This window comes from Pseudonocardia sp. Ae717_Ps2 (genome assembly GCF_001932475.1).
GTDB lineage: Bacteria > Actinomycetota > Actinomycetes > Mycobacteriales > Pseudonocardiaceae > Pseudonocardia.
On record NZ_MCIS01000001.1, the window covers coordinates 2,009,666 to 2,027,810 of the forward strand.

Here is an 18,145-nt window from a genome sequence, read left to right on the forward strand (position 1 = left end):
GTCAGGGGTCAGGTCCGGGCGACGGCGACGGCGTCGTCGCGCAGCCCCGACCGGAGCGTCTCGGTCATCAGCCAGGAACAGACCAGCGACACCAGCGCGATCCCGACGACGTAGCCGGCGACGGCGTAGAGCGACCCGGTCAGCGCGACGAGCGCGGTGCACAGCAGCGGTGCGAGGCCGCCCAGGATCGACGCGATCTGGTAGGCCAGCGACGCCCCCGAGTACCGCATGCTGGTGGAGAACTGCTCGGCGAAGAACGCCGACTGCGGCCCGTACACCGCCGAGCGCGCCACCTGGACGATCAGCCCGCCCAGCAGGAAAAGCCAGATGCTGCCGGTGGACACGAGCCAGAAGTACGGCACCGCGAACACGGCCAGCAGCGCCATCCCGCCGACGAACATCGGGCGCCGACCGATCCGGTCCGACAGCAGACCGAACGCCAGGATCAGCGGGATGTCCGACAGCGACAGCACCGAGTTCGCGGCGAGGATCGTGGTGCGGTCGTAGGACAGCTGCTGGGTGGCGTAGGTGACCAGCCAGACCGAGGAGACGTAGAACGTCGAGTTCGTCGCGAGGAACGAGCCGGCCGCGAGCCCGATCTCCTTCGGGTAGGTGCGCAGCGCCTCCAGCACCGGCATCCGGTTCGCGGCCTTCTCGTCCATCGCCTGCTGGAACACCGGTGACTCGTGGACGCCGAGCCGGATCCACATCCCGACCGCGATCAGCGCGACGCTGGCGAGGAACGGCACCCGCCAGCCCCAGGCCAGGAACTGCTCGTCGGTCAGCGTCGCCGACAGCACCGCGAACGTCGCGGTCCCCAGGACCAGGCCGAGGGGGACTCCGACCTGCGGCCAGCTGCCGTAGAACCCGCGACGGTGCGCCGGGGCGTGCTCGACGGCCATCAGCGCCGCCCCGCCCCACTCGCCGCCGACACCGAAGCCCTGCAGGAACCGCAGGACCACCAGCAGGACCGGTGCCCAGATGCCGAGGGTGTCGTAGCCGGGCAGCAGGCCCATCCCGACGGTCGCCGCGCCCATCAGGAGCAGCGAGTACACGAGCATCGGCTTGCGGCCGACCTTGTCGCCGAAGTGCGCGAACACCGCCCCGCCCAGCGGGCGGGCGATGAACCCGACGGCGAACGCGCCGAACGCGGACAGGGTTCCGGTGACGGGGTCGAGCGACGGGAAGAACACCTGGTTGAAGACCAGGGCCGCGGCCGTGCCGAAGATGAAGAAGTCGTACCACTCGATGGTGGTGCCGACGAGACTGGCGGTGGCGACCTTGCGGGACGACCGGAGCGTGGGTCCCGGCGGCGCCGGCGGGACGGTGGGTGACATGCGTCACGACGCTAGGGCGCCGACCGATTCGTGTCGAGACGTACGGATGATCCTGTCGGATCCGGTCGTGATCATGTCGACCGGTGCTCAGCCGGGCCGGCGCCGCCCGGCCAGCACCCCGGCGAGGAGCACCACCACCAGCCCCGCGAGGGGGACGACGAGCAGCCCCACCCGCAGCGACGTCGCGTCGGCGACCAGCCCGACCACCGGCGGTGAGATCAGGAACCCGACCCGCATCAGCCAGGTGACGATCGTCAGCCCGGTGCCCGGTGCCAGCCCCGGCAGGTGGTCGGCGGCGGTCATCGCGGCCGGGACGAGCGTCGCCACCCCGAAACCGGCGAGACCGAACCCGGCGACGGTGCCGGGCACGGTCGGGAACGCCAGCGCGAGGCCCATCCCGGCGAGTACGAGCCCGCCACCGGCGCGGGCCACCGCGCGCTGGCCGAACCGGTCGACCACCCGGTCACCGACCAGCCTGCCGACGAACTGGCAGCCCTGCAGCGCCACGAACCCGAGGCCGGCGACGGCCGCACCGGCCCCGAGCCCCTGCAGGTAGACCGCCGCCCAGGTGGCGCCGGAGTCCTCCACCAGGGTGCCGGAGATCGCGACCAGCCCGAACACGGCGAGCAGCGCCACGGTGCGGGTGCCGAGCCCGGTCCACGGCCTGCGCGGCGGTGCACCGTCGGCCGCACCGTCGGCCGCGCCGGGGGCCGGACGGTCGTCGCGGTCGTCGCCGCGCAGCAGCAGCGGGTGGACCGCGACCGCGATCACCACTGAGAGCAGCGACGACAGCCCCAGGTGCACCGGCAGCGCCAGCCCGGCCCCGGCTGCGGCCGAGCCCATCAGTCCGCCCGCGACCGCCCCGACCGACCAGAGCGCGTGGAACCCGTTGAGGATCGACCGGCCGTAGCGGCGCTGCACCCGCAGCCCGTGCGCGTTCTGCGCGACGTCCACGACGGCGTCGGCCGCCCCGACCAGCAGCATCGCCGTGGCGAACAGCCCCCAGGACGGCGCGAACCCGACGAGCACGACGCCGAGGGCGATCACCGCCATCCCGAACGACGCCACCTTCGCCGAGGTGAACCGGGCGATCAGCGGGCCCGCGGTGAGCCCGGCCAGCAGCGCCGCGAACGGCATCGCGGCCACCGCGAGCCCGAGCTGGGTGTTGGACAGGCCGAGGTCGGCCTTGACCTGCGGGAAGCGGGGCAGCAGGTTGGCGTAGACCAGGCCGTTGGTGAGGAAGACCAGGGCCACCGCCAGCCGGGCCCGTCGTTCCGTCCGGCCCGCTCCGACTGCCACCACGGGCCCATCATGCTGGAGCGGGCGGGCGCCTGCGGGTCGCGGGTCAGCCGTGGCGTTCCCGCAGGCGCGGTGCCGGGGTCATCCCCGCAGCGAGTTGAGCTTCACCGCGGTGCGCAGCGCCCCGGATACGCCCTTGTAGGCGCTGTTGCGGGCGGTGTCGCGGACGTTGCGCAGCTGCGCGCGCCGCTCGCGGCCCGCACTGTTCCACGCCAGCAGCGACCGGCCCCACGAGTCCTTCGCGAGCTCCTTCGTGCCGGCCTCGCGGGCCAGCAGCGCCCACCGGTCGCCGAAGTCGTCGAGCCCGTCGCGGTAGGCGAACACCGCCGGCCGGACGTAGGCCATCCCCGGGTGCTGGCGCCGCATCCGCGGTGCGTAGTCGGCGATGACCTTGTCCAGGCACTCGAACCGGCGCTGCCGGTTGGAGCTGATCGAGCCGGTGCGCATCAGCCGCATGTCGAGCAGCCAGCGGCGGGTGCCCCACATCAGCGGGTAGTTCGACCCGGCGGCGATCCGCAGCCACATCTCGAAGTCCACCGCGGAGGGCAGCGAGCAGTCGAAGCCGCCGACCTGGTCGAAGCAGGCCCGGCGGATCATGGGCGAGCTGCCGTTGTGCGGCGGGTTGTTCTCCACCAGCTGCTTGTCGATGTCGACCTTGCCCGACGGCTGCCAGCGCAGCGCCACGACCTGCCCGGACTCCATCATCACGCGGGTGTGGCAGTACGCCATCCCGACCCCGGGCGGGGCGGTGTGCAGGGTCTCGAGCATGTGCGACAGGAACTCGGGGTGCCAGCGGTCGTCGCCGTCGAGGAACGCGACGAACGGGGCGGCGCTCTCGGCCAGCGCGCGGTTGCGCGCGGCGCCCGAGCCGCCGTTCTCCACCTGGATCAGCCGCACCCGCGGGTCGCGCTCGGCGCGCGAGCGCACGATGTCGGCGGTGTCGTCGGTCGACCCGTCGTCCACGACGAGGTACTCGAACCGGGACTCGGTCTGCGCGAGCACCGAGTCGATGGCCTCACCGATCCACGGGCCGACGTTGTAGGCCGGCGTGATCACGGTGACGAGAACGTGGGGGTTCCGCACGATCGGCACAGTCGGTGCTCCTTCCGGGGTGCGCCGTCTTCGGCGCCGTCGGCCCCTCAATCACCGTAAGGGGTGACGCAGTGCGTTCGGCACGCCCTCGACCGAGGCCGTGCTGCGGGCATTCCTCGCGAATGGCAACGAGCGTGCCCACTGTTGGTGACGTCCGTGCGGCATCCGGGGTTGCCCCGGGTGGTCGGGCCACCCGGTCCGGGGCCGGTGCGCCGGGCGGTGGGAGAGGGGCGCTATCGTCCGGAGAATGTCGTTCGACGCACGGGTGATGCTGTCCCGACGGCTCCGGTTCCTGCCGCATCGCGCCTTCGCGATGGCCCACCACGCCCTGTTCCAGGGGGAGTTGACGACGTTCCGGCGGCCGCGGACCTGGTCCCAGCTGCTCGCCAAGAAGAACCTCGACGACCAGCCCGAACTGGTGCACGTCACCGCGGACAAGTACACCGTCCGCGAGCACGTCGCCGAGCGCATCGGGGCGGAGCACCTCATCCCGCTCCTCCAGGTGGTCGAGCGCGCCGAGGACCTCGACCTGGAGGCGCCCACCGGCCCCTACGTCGTCAAGGGCACCCACGGCTGCGACATGACGATCCTGGTGCGCCACCCGGCGGCCGCCGACCACGCGAAGATCCGCTCGACGGTCGCCCGCTGGCTGCGCACCGACTTCTTCACCCACGGCTGGCGCGAGCGCCCCTACGAGGGGCTCACGCCGCGCGCCGTCGTCGAGGAGATGATCGGCGACGGCACCACGCCGCCCGCCGACTACAAGTTCTTCGTCTTCCACGGCGAGCCCGCGATGGTCGTCGTCGACCAGGACCGGTTCACCGCCCACACCTCGACGATGCTGCACCCGGACTGGGTGCCGTTCCGGATCTCCGGGCGGTTCTCCCAGGCCGACGCGCTGCCGGAGAAGCCCGCCTCCTACGAGCGGATGCTGGAGATCGCCCGCGCGCTGGGCAAGGACTTCACCTTCTGCCGCGTCGACCTCTACGACGTCGACGGCCACGTCTACTTCGGCGAGATCACCCACAACCCGGGCGGCGGGCTCGTCCGGCTGCGGCCCCGCGCCTTCGACCGGGCCCTGGGGAACCTGTGGCGCAACGGGACACCGATCCCGGAGAAGTTCATCCAGCGTTCCTGACCGGGCTCGCGCACCCACCCGGCGGCCCTCGCAGCCCCCGCGGTCCCGCTGCCCCGCGGCGACCCGCCGCCCGCCGCGGCACCCCACGCGGCCAGTCGTCGCGGGTCGCCGCAGGTCCACACCCCTTCGCCGGCAGCCACACCCGCTGCAACAGGTGTGGCTGCCCGCGAAGGGGTGTGGCGACGGCGCGCCACCCGTCGATCAGCACCTGAGCGCTGTCGACGGCCGATCGGACAGCGCTCAGGTACTGATCGACGGGGCCTCGGGACGCTGCGTGGGCCGCCGGACGGAGCCCCTGATCGCCGAGGGGTCAGTCGCGGACGCGGGGGAACTCGTGGGTCCGCGCCTCCGGCCCGCTGATGGGCCGGGTGTCGTCGTCGCGGTCGAGGAGGTCCTTGCCGTCCGGGCTGGCGGGACCGCCGTCGCCGGGCGGGTGCGGCGGGGCCGGCCGGCGCAGCCAACGCACCACCGACGGCGCGAAGACGACCGCCAGCACCAACTCGCCCGCGAGCCACGTCCAGCCGACGGCGTCGACCCCGAGCGTCGGGGCGAGCAGCGGGATCCCGCCGAGCACGATCGCGCAGTGCACGAGCTGCTGCGCGGCCAGGGGGAAGGTGCGGTTCGCGAGCCGCGACTTCGTCATCCACATCGTCACGATCACGCGCGGGAACATCGAGGCCATCAGCAGCTGCAGCAGCGTCGTGGAGTTCTCGACGTACTGCGGCCCGTAGAACCACAGCAGCAGCGGTGCGGCCAGCGCGATGACCAGCGAGGCGGGCCACACCAGCAGGCAGATCCGGCGCAGCACAGCGCGGGCGAACACGTGCGCGTGCTCCGGGTTCCGGGAGCCCTCCACGACCAGCGCCGAGGTGATCGCCATCGACAGCATGCTCATCGCGAGGAAGACGGTCTGGGCCGGCAGCAGGTAGGCGCTGGCCGCCTGGCTGATCGTCATGACCACCAGCACCGGCAGGAACGACGACATGGCCTGGTTGAACACCTGGCCCAGGTAGTCGCCGCCCATGTAGCGGGCCAGCGTGGCGCGGTCCGGGGCACCGGCGTCGTCGCGGTCCACGGTCTCCGCGGTGTGCCGGGGGAGCAGCCGCCGCGAGATCAGCAGGGTGAACGGCACCAGCAGGGCGATGACCGGCGCGCTCCAGGAGGTGAACACGCCGTCGGACACCGAGGTGAACGCGACGACGACGAGCAGGCCGAGCTTCACGACGCCGTAGACGCCGTTCTCCAGCACCACCCACATCGCCGAGCGCAGCCCGGTGAGGACCTGGTCCTGCAGGTTGAAGATGGACCACGCGGCGGTCGAGACCACGAACCACGCGGCGAAGCCGGGGGAGACGTGCAGCGGGTCGCCGGGGGCGTAGGCGAAGTGGCAGTAGGTCATGACCGCGGCCGAGCCGACGACGGCCATCCCGGCGCTGACCCCGTAGGCGAGCCGCACCAGCGACCGCGAGTCGCGCCCGGCCGTCGGGAGGAAGCGGATGAGGGCCTGACCGAAGTTCAGCGAGGTCAGGACCGAGATCAGCATCATCAGGTTGACCATGGCGTTGCCGCGGCCGACGTCCTCGGTGCTGAACACCCGCGCGGCGAAGACCCAGTAGAGCAACCCGAAGCCGGAGTTGACGACGGTGTTGAGCATCAGGGCGTACGCGTTGCGGTAGAGCGGATTGCCCATCTCCCGGCGGACCGAGCGGACCCGGCCGGCGACCATCTCGCCGACGCTCATCGCGCGCACCGCCGGACGGCGGCGTGGGAGGTCCCGCTGAGTGCGTGCACACCTCCACGCTAACCAGGGGTCGACCAGCCGGGTGCCGGGGGAGGGGCGCCGGACGGTCCGTCACCGGACGGGGTCGGACACTGCGGACATACACACCCCGTCGCGCTCCGCAACCCCTGCGCTACGGTTCATTTCTTCCGGTGATCTGATGAACCGAAGGGGGTCTGCGTGCGTATCGCCTGCGCAGGAGGTGGGCCGGCCGGTCTGTACCTGGCGGTTCTCGCCAGGCTCCGGTCCGGGGGACGCGACGAGGTCGTCGTGTACGAACGCAACGAGGCGGGGCGGACCCACGGGTTCGCCGTCACCTACGGCGAGGACATGCTCGACGACGCGTTCCGCAACGACCCCGAGGGCGGTGAGGCCCTGCGTCGCGCGTCCCGGCTGTGGAACGCCCAGGAGATCCGGGTCGCCGACCACCGCCCGGTGCACGTCGGCGGCAAGTACGGCTACGCGATCGCCCGCGTCGACCTGCTCGACGTGCTGGCGCGCCGGGCCGAGCAGCTGGGCGTGAAGATCGAGTACGGCTCCCCGGTCGAGCGCGACTCCCTCGACGCGGACCTGGTCGTCGCGGCCGACGGCGTCGGCAGCCGGATCCGCACCGCGCGCGCCGAGCACTTCGGCACCACCGTCGACGAGGGCACGAACCCCTACATCTGGCTCGGCGCCGACAGCGACTCGGACACCTTCGTCTGGGACTTCCAGCCGACCGACGCGGGCTGGATGTGGATCCACCTCTACCCGTCGTCCAACGGGGTCAGCACCTGCATCGTGGAGTGCGAGCCCGACACCTGGGAGGGGCTGGGCCTGGACCACATGTCCGGGGCCGACGCCGTCCGGCTCGTCGAGTCGGTCTTCCACCGCACGCTGGCCGGGCGCCGGCTCATCGAGCCCCTCGGCGGGCTGGGGGAGAAGCCCTGGCTGCGCTTCCGCGAGGTCCGCAACCGGACCTGGCGCGACGGCGACCTCGTGCTGGCCGGCGACGCCGCGCACACCACGCACTTCGGGATCGGCTCGGGCACCGTGCTGGCGATGCAGGACTCGATGGGTCTGGTCGACGCCCTCTACGGCGTCGCGGGCCAGACGGCCGCGGCCGACCTGACCTGCCCGAACGGCCGCGGTGCCGCGCTGTCGGCCTACGACGCCCGGCGGCGCGCGGAGATCGGCCCGATCCAGGACGCCGCCCGGCGGAACATGCAGTGGTTCGAGCAGGCGGGGCGCCAGCTCGAACAGGTCACCGATCCCGTCGAGTTCGCCTGGTCGCTCACCGACCGCCGGGGCGACATGGGCCGCATCCACCGCACCCTGCACCGGGCCACCCAGGTTCCCGCGCTGCGTCAGGTGCGGCGCGGTCTGACCACCGCCCGCCGCGTCCGGCGGTCGGCCCTGCGCGGGCGGCAGAGCTAGAAGTTCCGGGGCGAAACCGCTCGCCGACGGCACGCGCAGCGTCACCGATCGTGGCGGCCCCGGTGTCCACACGGGTCCGCCGCGTTCGTAGGGTCGTTGCGTCCCAGATCGATGACATCCGATGGAGGTCCGGTGTGAAGATCGTGGTCGTCGGTGGTGGGCCGGCCGGTCTGTACTTCTCGATCCTGGCCCGGCTCCGGTCGGGCGGGCAGGACGAGATCGTCCTGGCGGAGCGCAACGCGCCCGGCACCGCCTCCGGCTTCGCGGTCACGCTCGGTGAGGACATCCTCGACGAGCTCTTCCGCACCGACCCCCTCGGGGCCGAGAAGGTGCGGGCCGCGGCGCACGTGTGGGACTCCCAGGTCGTGGAGGTCTCCGGGCGCCCGGTGCACCTCGGCGGTCGCTACGGCTACTCCATCGGCCGCGCGCGGCTGCTGGAGGTGCTGGCCGAGCGGGCCCGCCAGGTCGGGGTGAAGCTCATGTTCGACACGGCCGTCGCCGTGGACGGTGACATCGGGCGCGACCCGCTGACCGCCGACGCGGACGTCGTCGTCGCCGCCGACGGGGTCGGGTCCGCGATCCGCGCCGCGCGGGCCGACACCTTCGGGACCCGGATCTCCCACGGTTCCAACCGCTACGTCTGGTTCGGCACCAGCAAGCCGTTCCGGCCGTTCACCTTCGCGTTCGAGAAGACCCACGCCGGCTGGATCTGGTTCCACGCCTACCCGGCCGCGGACTGCGTCAGCACCTGCATCGTGGAGTGCACGCCGCAGACCTGGGCGGGGCTGGGGCTCGACACGATGGCGCCCGACGAGGCCATGCGGATGCTCGAGGGCGTCTTCTCCCACTCGCTCGACGGGCACTCGCTGATCGCCCCGCCCGGCATGGGCTCCTCGCCGTGGCTGCAGTTCCGCGAGGTCCGGAACATGTCTTGGCGCGACGGCAACGTCGTCCTCGCCGGCGACGCGGCCCACACCACCCACTTCGCCATCGGCTCGGGCACGGTCCTCGCCGTCGCCGACTCGATCGCGCTGGCCGAGGAGCTGTACCCGCGCGGGACCCGCGGCACCGACGACGTCGAGGCCGCCCTCGCCGGGTACGACGCCCGCCGCCGCGCCGCGATGGCACCGGTCCAGCGGATGGCCCGGGCGAGCATGGAGTGGTTCGAGACCGTCCCCGAGCGTCTCGAGGGCGCCGAGGACGCGCTGGCCTTCTCCTGGTCGCTGCTCGACCGCCGGCACGACCAGGGCCGGCTCAACGAGCGTCTGCACCGTGCGACCCAGGTCGAGCCGGTCCGTCAGGTCCGGCGCAGGCTGACCGCGGCCCGCCGGGTCCGCCGGGCGCTGGCCCGCGGGGAGATCACCCCCCGCGAGGCCCTGCACCGCTGATCCGCGGCCCGGCGGGGCCGGCTCAGTCCCGGTCCCGCCCGGCCCCGGAGCCCTCCTGCTCCTCGCGTGCGAGGAAGGAGTGCCTGCGGCCGTAGAGGGCGTAGACCACCAGGCCGAGCGCCAGCCAGACGGCGAACCGGATCCACGTGTCCAGGTTCAGGTTCAGCATCAGGTAGAGGCACGCGATCGCGGTGATCACCGGCACCACCGGCGAGAACGGCACCGTGAACGGCCGGTCGAGGTCGGGGCGGGTCCGGCGCAGCACCGGCACCGCGACGGCGACGATGATCATCGCCGAGAGCGCGCCGATCGACACCATGTCGGCCAGCGCGGTGATCGGGGTGAACGCCGCGATCACCGCGCAGACGACACCGCCGATGATCGTCATGCGGTGCGGGGTGCCCCACCGGGGGTGCGCGGTGCCGATGGCCTTCGGCAGCAGGCCGTCGCGGCCCATCGCGAAGCCGATCCGGCCGATCGTCACGAGCTCCACCATCATCACCGAGGTCAGACCGGTGACCGCGCCGAGCGCGATGAGCGCGCCCACCCACGGCAGTCCGACGCCGGCGAACGCCGAGGCGAGCGGGGCGCCGGTGTCGATCTCGGTGTAGGGGACCATCCCGGTGAGCACGAGCGAGACGCCGACGTAGAGCACCGCGCAGATGGCGAGCGCGCCGAGCAGCCCGACCTTCAGGTCGCGGTTGGGGCGCTCGGCCTCCTCGCCGAGGTTGGCCAGCGCCTCGAACCCGGTGTAGGCGAAGAAGACCACCGCGGCCGCGGTGAGCATGCCGCCGACGCCGAACACGGTCGGGGCGAGCCCGAACACCCCGGAGATGATCGGCTGGGTGAAGACCGAGCCGCCGTCCTCCGGTGCCTGGGCCGGCGGGATGAACGGCTGCAGGTTGGCCGGGTCGATGTAGAACACGCCGACGGCGAGGATCAGCACGCAGACCGCGAGCTTCACCAGGACCAGCAGGTTCGTCAGCCGTGACGACTGCTGGATGCCCGCGACCGCGACGACGGTCAGCACCGCGATGATCAGCACCGCGCCGACGTTGATCGTGGCGTCCTCCCCGAACCAGTCCGTCGGCAGCCCGAACAGCGACGCCAGGTAGCCCGACCAGCTGCGGGAGACGACGGCGAGGCCGAGGCCGAACTCCAGCAGCAGGTCCCAGCCGATGATCCAGGCGAAGACCTCGCCGAGGGTGGCGAAGGCGTAGGTGTAGGCCGAGCCCGCCGTCGGGACGGAGGAGGCCAGCTCGGCGTAGCAGACGGCGGCGAGCCCGGCGACGACCGCGCCGATCAGGAACGACAACGTCACCGCCGGGCCCGCGTGCTGCTGGGCCTCGACCCCGGCCAGGGTGAAGATCCCGGTACCGATGATGATGCCGACGCCGAATCCGACCAGGTCACGGGCCTTCAGCGTGCGCTTGAGCGGCGTGCCCCGCCCCTCGCCGCCGACGTCCTCGGAGCCGTCGCCGGCTCTGCCCCTGGCCAGGATCCGTTCCACCGGCATAGTGCGCGTCCAGCCCACGCCGCCACCCCCACTCGTCGTCGGTCGGTCGATCGTTGCGGCACGGTATGCCGGGACGGGGTGCGGTGCCGGGCGGAGCGCAGGGCACATCCTGAAAATGCTGTGTGAACCCTCCGTCCTCCGTGTCCGGATCGCCGTTCGGCGGTGCACCATCGAGGACGGGACGGCCGTCCGGTCGTCCGCGACCGGAGGGGTCGTGTCCGGACCTGAGCGACGCCGTGGACGGGATCCCCGTACCCGCGTGTCGGTGGCCGTGGTCGTCGCGGTGGTGGTGGCGGTGTCCGCGCTGTGGGGCGCCGGTGTTGCCTCGGACGGTCCGGTCCCGCGCCCCGGGGGCGGCGCCGTCGTGCCGGCGCAGCACCAGAGCTCGACGACCGGCCCCGACGACGACGCGGCACCCGGCCCGGACACCCTGCGCGAGCTGCTCGCGGCGATGACCGGATCCGCCACCGCCGACCCGCTCGACCTCGCTCCCGGATCGCTGCTCGTCGACCGCGAGGGCGAGGACGACCTCACCCTGTCCTGGGCGCTGCTCGACACCGACGACGGCCGGTGGACCGGCTCGGCGGACGCCGCGACCACCCGTTTCGAGGCCGAGTCCACGATCAAGGCATGGCTGGCGGCGGACACCTTGCGCGCCGCCGCGCAGGCGCGCCGCCGCGCAGGCGGGCCGCCCGGTGACGGCCGCCCAACGGGCCGACATCTCCGCCGCCGTGCGCGCCTCCGACGACGACGCCGCCGAACGGCTCTACCGCGCCCTCGGGCGGGACGCGAGCACCGCGCGGCTGGACGAGGAGTGCGGGGTGGAGGTGTCGACGTCGCGGCCGGGGTGGTGGTCCTACACCCAGATCGCCGCGCTCGACGCGGCCCGGATCCTGGCCTGCGTGCGCGACCGCGCACCGGAGTGGCCGGGCGGGGACGCCCTGCTGGCCGACCTCGACGCCGTCACCCCGGACGGCCGCTCGGGTGTCCGTCCGGCGCTGCCCGGGGTGGTGGCGGAGAAGAACGGCTGGACGCTGCACGGCGCCGCGGGGTGGAACGTGCACTGCGTCCTGGTCTGGGCGGACCGGGCCCTCGCGGTGCTCACCACCTACCCTGCCGAGCGGGGCGTGGAGTACGGCTGGGCGGTGTGCCGCGACGTCGCCGGGGACGTGCTCTCCGCCTCCTGAGCGGCCCCGCTGGAGCTTCACATGCGAATACGTGCATGTATGGTGGCGGTCATGGGGCACGGACACGGTGGTGGGGCGGGGCACGCCGGGGCGGGTACCGATCGTCGCCGGCTGGCGACGGCGCTGGGCGTCACGCTGGTCACGGCGGTCCTCGGTGCGGCGGGCGCGGTGTACACCGGCTCGCTCGCACTGCTGGCCGACCTCGGTCACCTGCTGACCGACGCGGGCGCGCTGGTCGCCGCCCTGATCGCCAGCGTGCTCGCCGCCCGCCCCGCCACGACGTCGCGGACCTACGGGATGGGCCGGGCCGAGGTGCTCGTCGCCGCCCTCAACGCGCTCACCCTCGTCGCGGTCGTGGTGTGGGTCGGGGTGGAGGCGGTGCAGCGGCTGTTCGTCCCGGCCGAGATCCCCGGCCTGCCGCTGCTGGTCATCGGTGTGCTCGGCCTGATCGGGAACCTGGTCTCGCTCGCGGTGCTGGCCGGCGGCGACCGCGGCAACATGAACATGCGCGGGGCCATGCTGCACGTCCTCGGCGACGCGCTCGGCTCGGTCGGTGTGCTCGCCGCCGCCGTGGTGCTGCTGACGACCGGCTGGCCCTGGGCCGACACCATCGCCTCGCTGTTCATCGTCGCGCTGATCCTCCCGCGCGCGGTGTCGCTGCTGCGCGAGGCCGCGCACGTCCTGCTGGAGGGCGCGCCCAAGGGGATCGACGCCCAGGAGGTCAAGGCGGCGCTGCTGGCCGTCGAGGGGGTCGCCGACCTCCACGACCTGCACGTGTGGGCGATCAACGACCGCACCCCCGCGATGTCGGCGCACGTCGTCGTCGACGAGGAGGTCTCCGGGCACTGCGGGGACGCCTCGGTGCTCGACCGTGCCGGGCACGTGCTGCGGGAGCGGTTCGGCCTCGACCACTCCACCCTGCAGGTCGAGCACGCCGCGCACACCGGGCACGAGAACCACTGCGGCTGAGCCGCCGTGGCCCGCCGCCGCCCGGACCGTCGCGCCCGGCCGAACCGGGTGCGCCGTCCGGGCGCCTCACGGCTGGGCCCACCCACGATGTGAGGGGCCCGTTACCGGACGGGAACCGGCAGTCACCCGATGGTGACGAGCCGAGAGCATGGTTGTGCACGACCGAATCTCCCCGAGGAGTGCCCGTGCCTGACCTGTTCAGCCCCTACACGCTCAAGGGCGTGACCCTGCGCAACCGCATCGCGATGTCGCCGATGACGATGTACCGCTCGGTCGACGGCAAGATGAACGACTTCCACCTCATGTATCTCGGCGCGCGCGCCGCCGGCGGGTTCGGGCTGATCTTCCCCGAGCAGGTCGCGATCGCCCCCGAGGGTCGCACCACCCCGCACTGTGCCGGGATCTACGACGACGACCAGATCGAGGGCCACGCCCGGGTCACCGCGATGATCAGCGACATGGGCGCGGTGCCGGCGATCCAGCTCGGCCACACCGGGCGCAACGGCAGCGAGCTCAAGCCGTGGGTGGCGAACGAGCTCGGCCGCCAGCTGCCGCCCGACCACCCCGAGGGCTGGCAGGTCGTCGGACCGTCGGACGTCCCCTACGGCTTCGGCAAGCGCCCGTACCCGGTGCACGCCCTCACCGTCGAGGAGATCGCGGCGGTGCACCGGCAGTACGCCGACGCCGCCCGACGCGCTCTCGACGCCGGCTACCGGTGGCTGGAGATGCACTTCGCGCACGGCTACCTCGGCGCCAGCTTCTACTCGCCGCTGGCCAACCGGCGCACCGATGCCTACGGCGGCAGCAAGGCCAACCGGGCCCGGTTCCTGCTGGAGGCGATGGACGCCGTCCGCGAGGTCTGGCCGGAGGAGTACCCGCTGACCTTCCGCCTCGGAGCCGACGACTACCACCCCGACGGCGTGCAGTGGGAGGACTCGATCGAGGTCGTCGGGTGGCTCAAGGAGCACGGCGCCGACATGGCCGACCTGTCGATGGGCGGCAACACCGACGACATGCGCGACCCGCACTTCCCGCACGTCTCGGCCTGGGTCGAACGCGGCGCCCGGGTCCGCCGGGAGATCGGCATCCCGGTCACGGTGAGCTGGAACCTCGGCATCCCGGCCAACGCCGACCGCGCGATCCGGGAGGAGAAGCTCGACCTGGTGATGCTGGGCCGCCCGGCCCTGGCCAACGCGCACTGGCCGGTGTGGGCGGCCCGCGAGCTCGGCCACGGTGACCCGTTCTCGCTGGTCCCCGAGGACTGGGGCTGGTGGCTGTCGAACTTCCGCGGCCACGACCCGAGCATCGGCTGGCCGGCTCCGTCGCCCGCGACCGAGCAGCACCTGCGCTCGGCCTGAGCGGTCACCGGCCGCGGCGACGCCCGCCGCGGCCGGGTGACCCGGCTCAGCCCGCCAGGTGCGACCAGCGTGCGGCCAGCTCGTCCCAGGGGCCCTCGTCGGCGACCCGACCGCGGTCCAGCACGACCACCCGGTCCGCCCGGGCCAGCGCCGCCCGCTTCGTGCTCGCGCCGACCACGGTGCTGCCGCGCCGGCGCAGCGCCGCCCACAGCTCGATCTCGGTGCGGACGTCCAGCGCGGACGACACGTCGTCGGCGACGATCAGCTCGGCGCCGGTCGCCAGCGCCCTGGCCATCGCCACCCGCTGCACCTGTCCGCCGGACAGCCGGATGCCCCGGTGCCCGACGACGGCGTCCGGCCCGCCCGCCGCGGCCACGTCCCGGTCGAGGCGAGCGTCGCCGACGGCGTCCTGCACCGGGCGGTCGTGCCCGAGGGCGATGTTGTCGCCGAAGGTGCCCGACAGCACCCGGGGGACCTGCCCGACGTAGGCGACCTGCCCGGGGCGCAGGAACGTCTGCGGGTCGGAGACCGCGCGCCCGTTCCACCGGATGACGCCCTCGTGCCCGACCAGCCCGGCCAGACCGGCGAGCAGGCTGGACTTGCCCGATCCGACCTGGCCGGTGACCAGCACCAGCGAGCCCGCGTCGATGTCGAGGTCCACGCCCTCGACGCCGACGGTGCCGTCGTCGTGCACGGCGGCGACCTTCTCCAGGCTCAGCCGCTGCAGCGGCTCGCGCTCCACCGGCGCCGGCGCCGGCGCGGCGCCGGTGACCAGGTCGACGCCCGGCGGCAGCCGCGTCAGGTCCGCGGGGCCCGCGAACGGGGCGACGGCACGCAGCCAGCGCCGTGCGATCGGGGCCTCGGTGACCGCGGCCGCGCACACCTGCCCGAGGAACCCGGCCCCGTTCAGCGTGGTCGACACGAGCAGCGCCGTCGCCAGCGGCCAGGTGCCGACCAGGTACAGCGACCAGGTGAGCACCACCGCGCCCTGCAGCAGCACCCCGGGGACACCGTCGAGCAGGGTGCGCACCCGGTACTCCCGGACCGTGGCCCGCACCCGGTCGCCGTCGACGTCGGCGAGGTGGGCCCGCAGCGCACCGGTCGCGGCGGCGAGCTTCACCGTGCGCACCGACTCCAGGACCGAGCCCAGCGCCGTGCCGAACCGGGCCCTGGCGTCGGCCGCGATCCGCCCGGAGCGCCCCGCGAACGGCGCCCCGATCGCCGCGACCCCCGCGCAGACCAGCAGGAACCCGCCGATGACGGCGGCCGCGCGCACGTCGGCCGCCACCAGACCGGCCACCACGACGACGATCACCGAGTTGGTGACGTCGACCCAGCGGTCCACGTAGAGGATCATCCGGTCCGAGTCCAACGCGCGCGCCACGACCTCGCCCGCGGGGGAGCGCGGGCCGCGCCGCTGCATGGTCTGCCCGCGCAGCACCCCCAGCCGCAGCCGCAGCGTCGCCGCGGACCACCAGCGCGGGTAGGTGCGGAACGCGACGGCGATCCACACCGGGAACAGCATCAGCACCACCGTCAGGGCGACGGCGGGTCCCCACGGGGTGCGGCCGCCCTCCAGCCCCGCGACGACGAGGCCCCACAGCCAGCCGGTCAGCACACCGGTGGCCGAGCCCAGGGTGGCGAGGGTGAACATCGCCCCGCCGGTCAGACCCCACCGCGGGTGGGCCAGCGCCAGCCGCAGCACGACCCGCCACAGCGGGGGAGCGGGCACCGGGTCCGGGGTCGGCACCGCACGACGGGCGGCCCGGTGCAGCAGCGGTGACCCCGGGTCGGCGACGGCACCGCCGTGCCGCGCCGCGCCCGCCGGGGCCGTCGCGGTGGCGCCCGCGGTCCCGGGCAGGGACCGGTCCGCGGCGAGCAGGTCGGCGTAGCGGCCCGGCTCGGCGGCCAGCTGCTCCCGCGCGCCGTGCTGGACCAGACGGCCGTCGGACAGCACCGCGACGGCGTCGGCACGGCGGATCGTCGACAGCCGGTGCGCCACGACGATCCCGGTGCGGCCCGCGAGCAGCGCCCGCGACGCGCGGGTCACCCGCTCCTCGGTGCGCGGGTCCATCCGCGCGGTGGCCTCGTCCAGCACGACGACGGCGACGTCGCGCACCAGCAGCCGGGCGAACGCCACCAGCTGTTCCTCACCGGAGGACAGCGCGATCCCGCCGGTGCCGAGACGGGTGTCCAGGCCGTCGGGCAGGGCGTCGACCACTCGTCGAGCCCCAGCGCGGCCGTCGCGGCCTCGACCGCCGAGCGCGGGACCGCCGGGTCGAACAGCGTGATGTTCTCCGCGAGCGTCGCGGCCAGGATCTCGGTGCGCTGGGTGACCACACCGACCCGGCGGCGCAGGCCCTCCAGGTCCAGGTCGCGCACGTCGACCCCGGCCAGGAGCACCTGCCCGCGCGGCGGCTCCACGGCGCGCGAGAGCACCTTGGTGACCGTCGACTTCCCCGAGCCGGTACGGCCGAGCAGCGCACACGTCGTCCCCGCCGGGACGGTCAGGTCGATCCCGCCCAGGCGGAACCCGTCGTCGTACCCGGCGGTCAGCCCGCGCAGCTCCACCGACGCCGGCCCCGGCGGCAGGGGACGGCCGCCCTCGGGCTCCCGCTCGGTCTCCAGCAGCGACGACACCCGGGTGAGCGCGCCCAGACCGGCCTGGATGTCGGGCATCCGGTCGACGATGGCGTCGACCTGGCCGACGAACGCGGTGACCAGGAGCCACAACGTGACCAGTGCGGCGATGCCGCCCGGGTCCCCGGCGACCAGCCACACCCCGCCGAGCGCGAGCGCCCCGAGCAGCGCGTGCGCGACGGTGCCCGTCCGCAGACCGAGCCGGGTCGCGATCCGGGACACCTCGTGGGTGCGCGCGACGACCGTCGCGGCCCGGCGGGCGAACCCGGCGACCACGTGCGGCTGGCCCAGCGAGGTGCGCACGTCGTCCTGGCCGGCGACCGACTCCTCCAGCTGCGCCGCGTGGTCCGACCAGGCCGTCTCCTCGGCGACCTTGGCCCGCGCGATCTGCGGCGTCAACGGCCGCGCCACCAGCACGATTGCGGCGGCGACCAGCGGGAACACGACGAACGCCGGCCAGAACACCAGCCCGGCGACGATCCATGCGACCACCGAGCGCAGCAGCGACCGGCCGGTCTCCCAGCCGATCCGCCGGATGAGCTGGGCGAGCTGGCGACAGTCGTCGTCTACCCGGTCGAGGGGCTCCCCGACCGCCTGGTCCTCCAGCGCGGGCAGCGGCTGCGCCAGCGCGGACCCCACGAGGTCCGCACGCAACCTGCCCTCCGCGCGCCCGACCACCCCGGAGAACAGGACCCGGCCCAGGGTGTCCAGCAGCGCGGCGCCCAGCAGCAGTGCGGCGAGCACGGCGATCAGGGTGGCCGTCGGCCCGCTCACCACCGCCCCGACCACGGTCGCCGCCGTCGCCTCCGCGACCGCGGCCACCACCGCGGCGCCCACGGCCACGAACGACACCGGTCCACCCAGCCGACGCCATGACAGCGCGCGCACCCTCGACACCCCCGACGAGACCGCGCTCCGGGATCTCCGACGCGATCGGTGATCGACGGTAGCCGTGACCCCCGACGGAATCGCGCGGTTTTCCGGGCCGTGCCCCGGAATGCCCGGTCGAAACCGGATCGGCCCGT

At 73.7% G+C, this 18,145-nt stretch carries 13 protein-coding genes; 6 read left to right on the forward strand and 7 right to left on the reverse strand.

The annotated features are described in order from the left end of the window. Positions 1-8: 8 nt before the first annotated feature. The 3 genes from Ae717Ps2_RS09630 to Ae717Ps2_RS09640 form a co-directional block, all read right to left on the reverse strand. Complete coding sequence (locus Ae717Ps2_RS09630; RefSeq protein WP_075333248.1) at positions 9-1,337, reverse strand: MFS transporter; 1,329 nt, start codon at positions 1,335-1,337, stop codon at positions 9-11. An 87-nt stretch (positions 1,338-1,424) separates the two neighbouring features. Continuing rightward, positions 1,425-2,639 (reverse strand): MFS transporter, encoded by a 1,215-nt coding sequence (locus Ae717Ps2_RS09635; RefSeq protein ID WP_075333249.1) that lies wholly within the window; start codon positions 2,637-2,639, stop codon positions 1,425-1,427. A gap of 78 nt (positions 2,640-2,717) precedes the next feature. After that, complete coding sequence (locus Ae717Ps2_RS09640) at positions 2,718-3,719, reverse strand: glycosyltransferase family 2 protein (protein WP_158071480.1); 1,002 nt, start codon at positions 3,717-3,719, stop codon at positions 2,718-2,720. A 256-nt stretch (positions 3,720-3,975) separates the two neighbouring features. Here Ae717Ps2_RS09640 and Ae717Ps2_RS09645 point away from each other — a divergent pair, with 256 nt between their 5' ends. Continuing rightward, positions 3,976-4,866, forward strand: a complete 891-nt coding sequence (locus Ae717Ps2_RS09645) for an ATP-grasp fold amidoligase family protein (protein ID WP_075305780.1) — start codon at positions 3,976-3,978, stop codon at positions 4,864-4,866. Between the two features lie 310 nt (positions 4,867-5,176). On the opposite strand, the gene Ae717Ps2_RS09650 is transcribed toward Ae717Ps2_RS09645, so the two are convergent. Next, entirely contained in the window at positions 5,177-6,607 is a 1,431-nt protein-coding gene (locus tag Ae717Ps2_RS09650; RefSeq protein WP_139318693.1) for a lipopolysaccharide biosynthesis protein, read from the reverse strand. Positions 6,608-6,826: 219 nt separating this feature from the next. On the opposite strand from Ae717Ps2_RS09650, the gene Ae717Ps2_RS09655 reads away from it, so the two are divergent. Together Ae717Ps2_RS09655 and Ae717Ps2_RS09660 are read left to right on the forward strand one after the other, a co-directional pair. Continuing rightward, positions 6,827-8,062, forward strand: a complete 1,236-nt coding sequence (locus Ae717Ps2_RS09655; RefSeq protein ID WP_075305782.1) for an FAD-dependent monooxygenase — start codon at positions 6,827-6,829, stop codon at positions 8,060-8,062. 134 nt (positions 8,063-8,196) lie between these two features. Then, positions 8,197-9,450: an FAD-dependent monooxygenase gene (locus tag Ae717Ps2_RS09660; protein WP_075305783.1), complete on the forward strand. Its 1,254-nt coding sequence runs from the start codon at positions 8,197-8,199 to the stop codon at positions 9,448-9,450. 22 nt (positions 9,451-9,472) lie between these two features. Here Ae717Ps2_RS09660 and Ae717Ps2_RS09665 read toward each other — a convergent pair whose 3' ends face one another. Beyond that, positions 9,473-10,984 carry an APC family permease gene (locus tag Ae717Ps2_RS09665; protein ID WP_020623913.1) on the reverse strand — a complete coding sequence of 504 codons (1,512 nt, stop codon included), beginning with the start codon at positions 10,982-10,984 and terminating at the stop codon, positions 9,473-9,475. Positions 10,985-11,661: 677 nt separating this feature from the next. Between Ae717Ps2_RS09665 and Ae717Ps2_RS09670 the strand changes: the two genes are divergently transcribed. The 3 genes from Ae717Ps2_RS09670 (at position 11,662) to Ae717Ps2_RS09680 (ending at position 14,480) form a co-directional block, all read left to right on the forward strand. Further along, the gene (locus tag Ae717Ps2_RS09670; RefSeq protein WP_143510355.1) at positions 11,662-12,153 is read left to right on the forward strand and encodes a hypothetical protein; all 492 of its coding nucleotides are present in this window, start codon (positions 11,662-11,664) and stop codon (positions 12,151-12,153) included. Positions 12,154-12,204: 51 nt separating this feature from the next. Further along, complete coding sequence (locus Ae717Ps2_RS09675; RefSeq protein WP_075333252.1) at positions 12,205-13,122, forward strand: cation diffusion facilitator family transporter; 918 nt, start codon at positions 12,205-12,207, stop codon at positions 13,120-13,122. A 185-nt stretch (positions 13,123-13,307) separates the two neighbouring features. Next, the gene (locus Ae717Ps2_RS09680; RefSeq protein ID WP_020623916.1) at positions 13,308-14,480 is read left to right on the forward strand and encodes an NADH:flavin oxidoreductase/NADH oxidase; all 1,173 of its coding nucleotides are present in this window, start codon (positions 13,308-13,310) and stop codon (positions 14,478-14,480) included. A 46-nt stretch (positions 14,481-14,526) separates the two neighbouring features. Here the strand turns inward: Ae717Ps2_RS09680 and Ae717Ps2_RS40280 are convergent, their stop codons facing one another. Further along, positions 14,527-16,554, reverse strand: coding sequence for an ATP-binding cassette domain-containing protein (locus Ae717Ps2_RS40280; protein WP_369804871.1), 2,028 nt, complete (start codon positions 16,552-16,554; stop codon positions 14,527-14,529). Next, positions 16,527-17,972, reverse strand: coding sequence for an ABC transporter ATP-binding protein (locus Ae717Ps2_RS38145; protein WP_198932158.1), 1,446 nt, complete (start codon positions 17,970-17,972; stop codon positions 16,527-16,529). The genes Ae717Ps2_RS40280 and Ae717Ps2_RS38145 overlap by 28 nt, the downstream gene beginning before the upstream one ends. Between the last annotated feature and the right edge of the window lie 173 nt (positions 17,973-18,145).

What these genes read in the sequence shown, in the direction of transcription:
- Ae717Ps2_RS09675 (WP_075333252.1), top strand. Translation starts at nt 12,205, where the DNA reads ATGGGGCACGGACACGGTGGTGGGGCGGGGCACGCCGGGGCGGGTACC.
- Ae717Ps2_RS09630 (WP_075333248.1), bottom strand. Translation starts at nt 1,337, where the DNA reads ATGTCACCCACCGTCCCGCCGGCGCCGCCGGGACCCACGCTCCGGTCG.
- Ae717Ps2_RS40280 (WP_369804871.1), bottom strand. Translation starts at nt 16,554, where the DNA reads ATGGACCCGCGCACCGAGGAGCGGGTGACCCGCGCGTCGCGGGCGCTG.
- Ae717Ps2_RS09645 (WP_075305780.1), top strand. Translation starts at nt 3,976, where the DNA reads ATGTCGTTCGACGCACGGGTGATGCTGTCCCGACGGCTCCGGTTCCTG.
- Ae717Ps2_RS09650 (WP_139318693.1), bottom strand. Translation starts at nt 6,607, where the DNA reads ATGAGCGTCGGCGAGATGGTCGCCGGCCGGGTCCGCTCGGTCCGCCGG.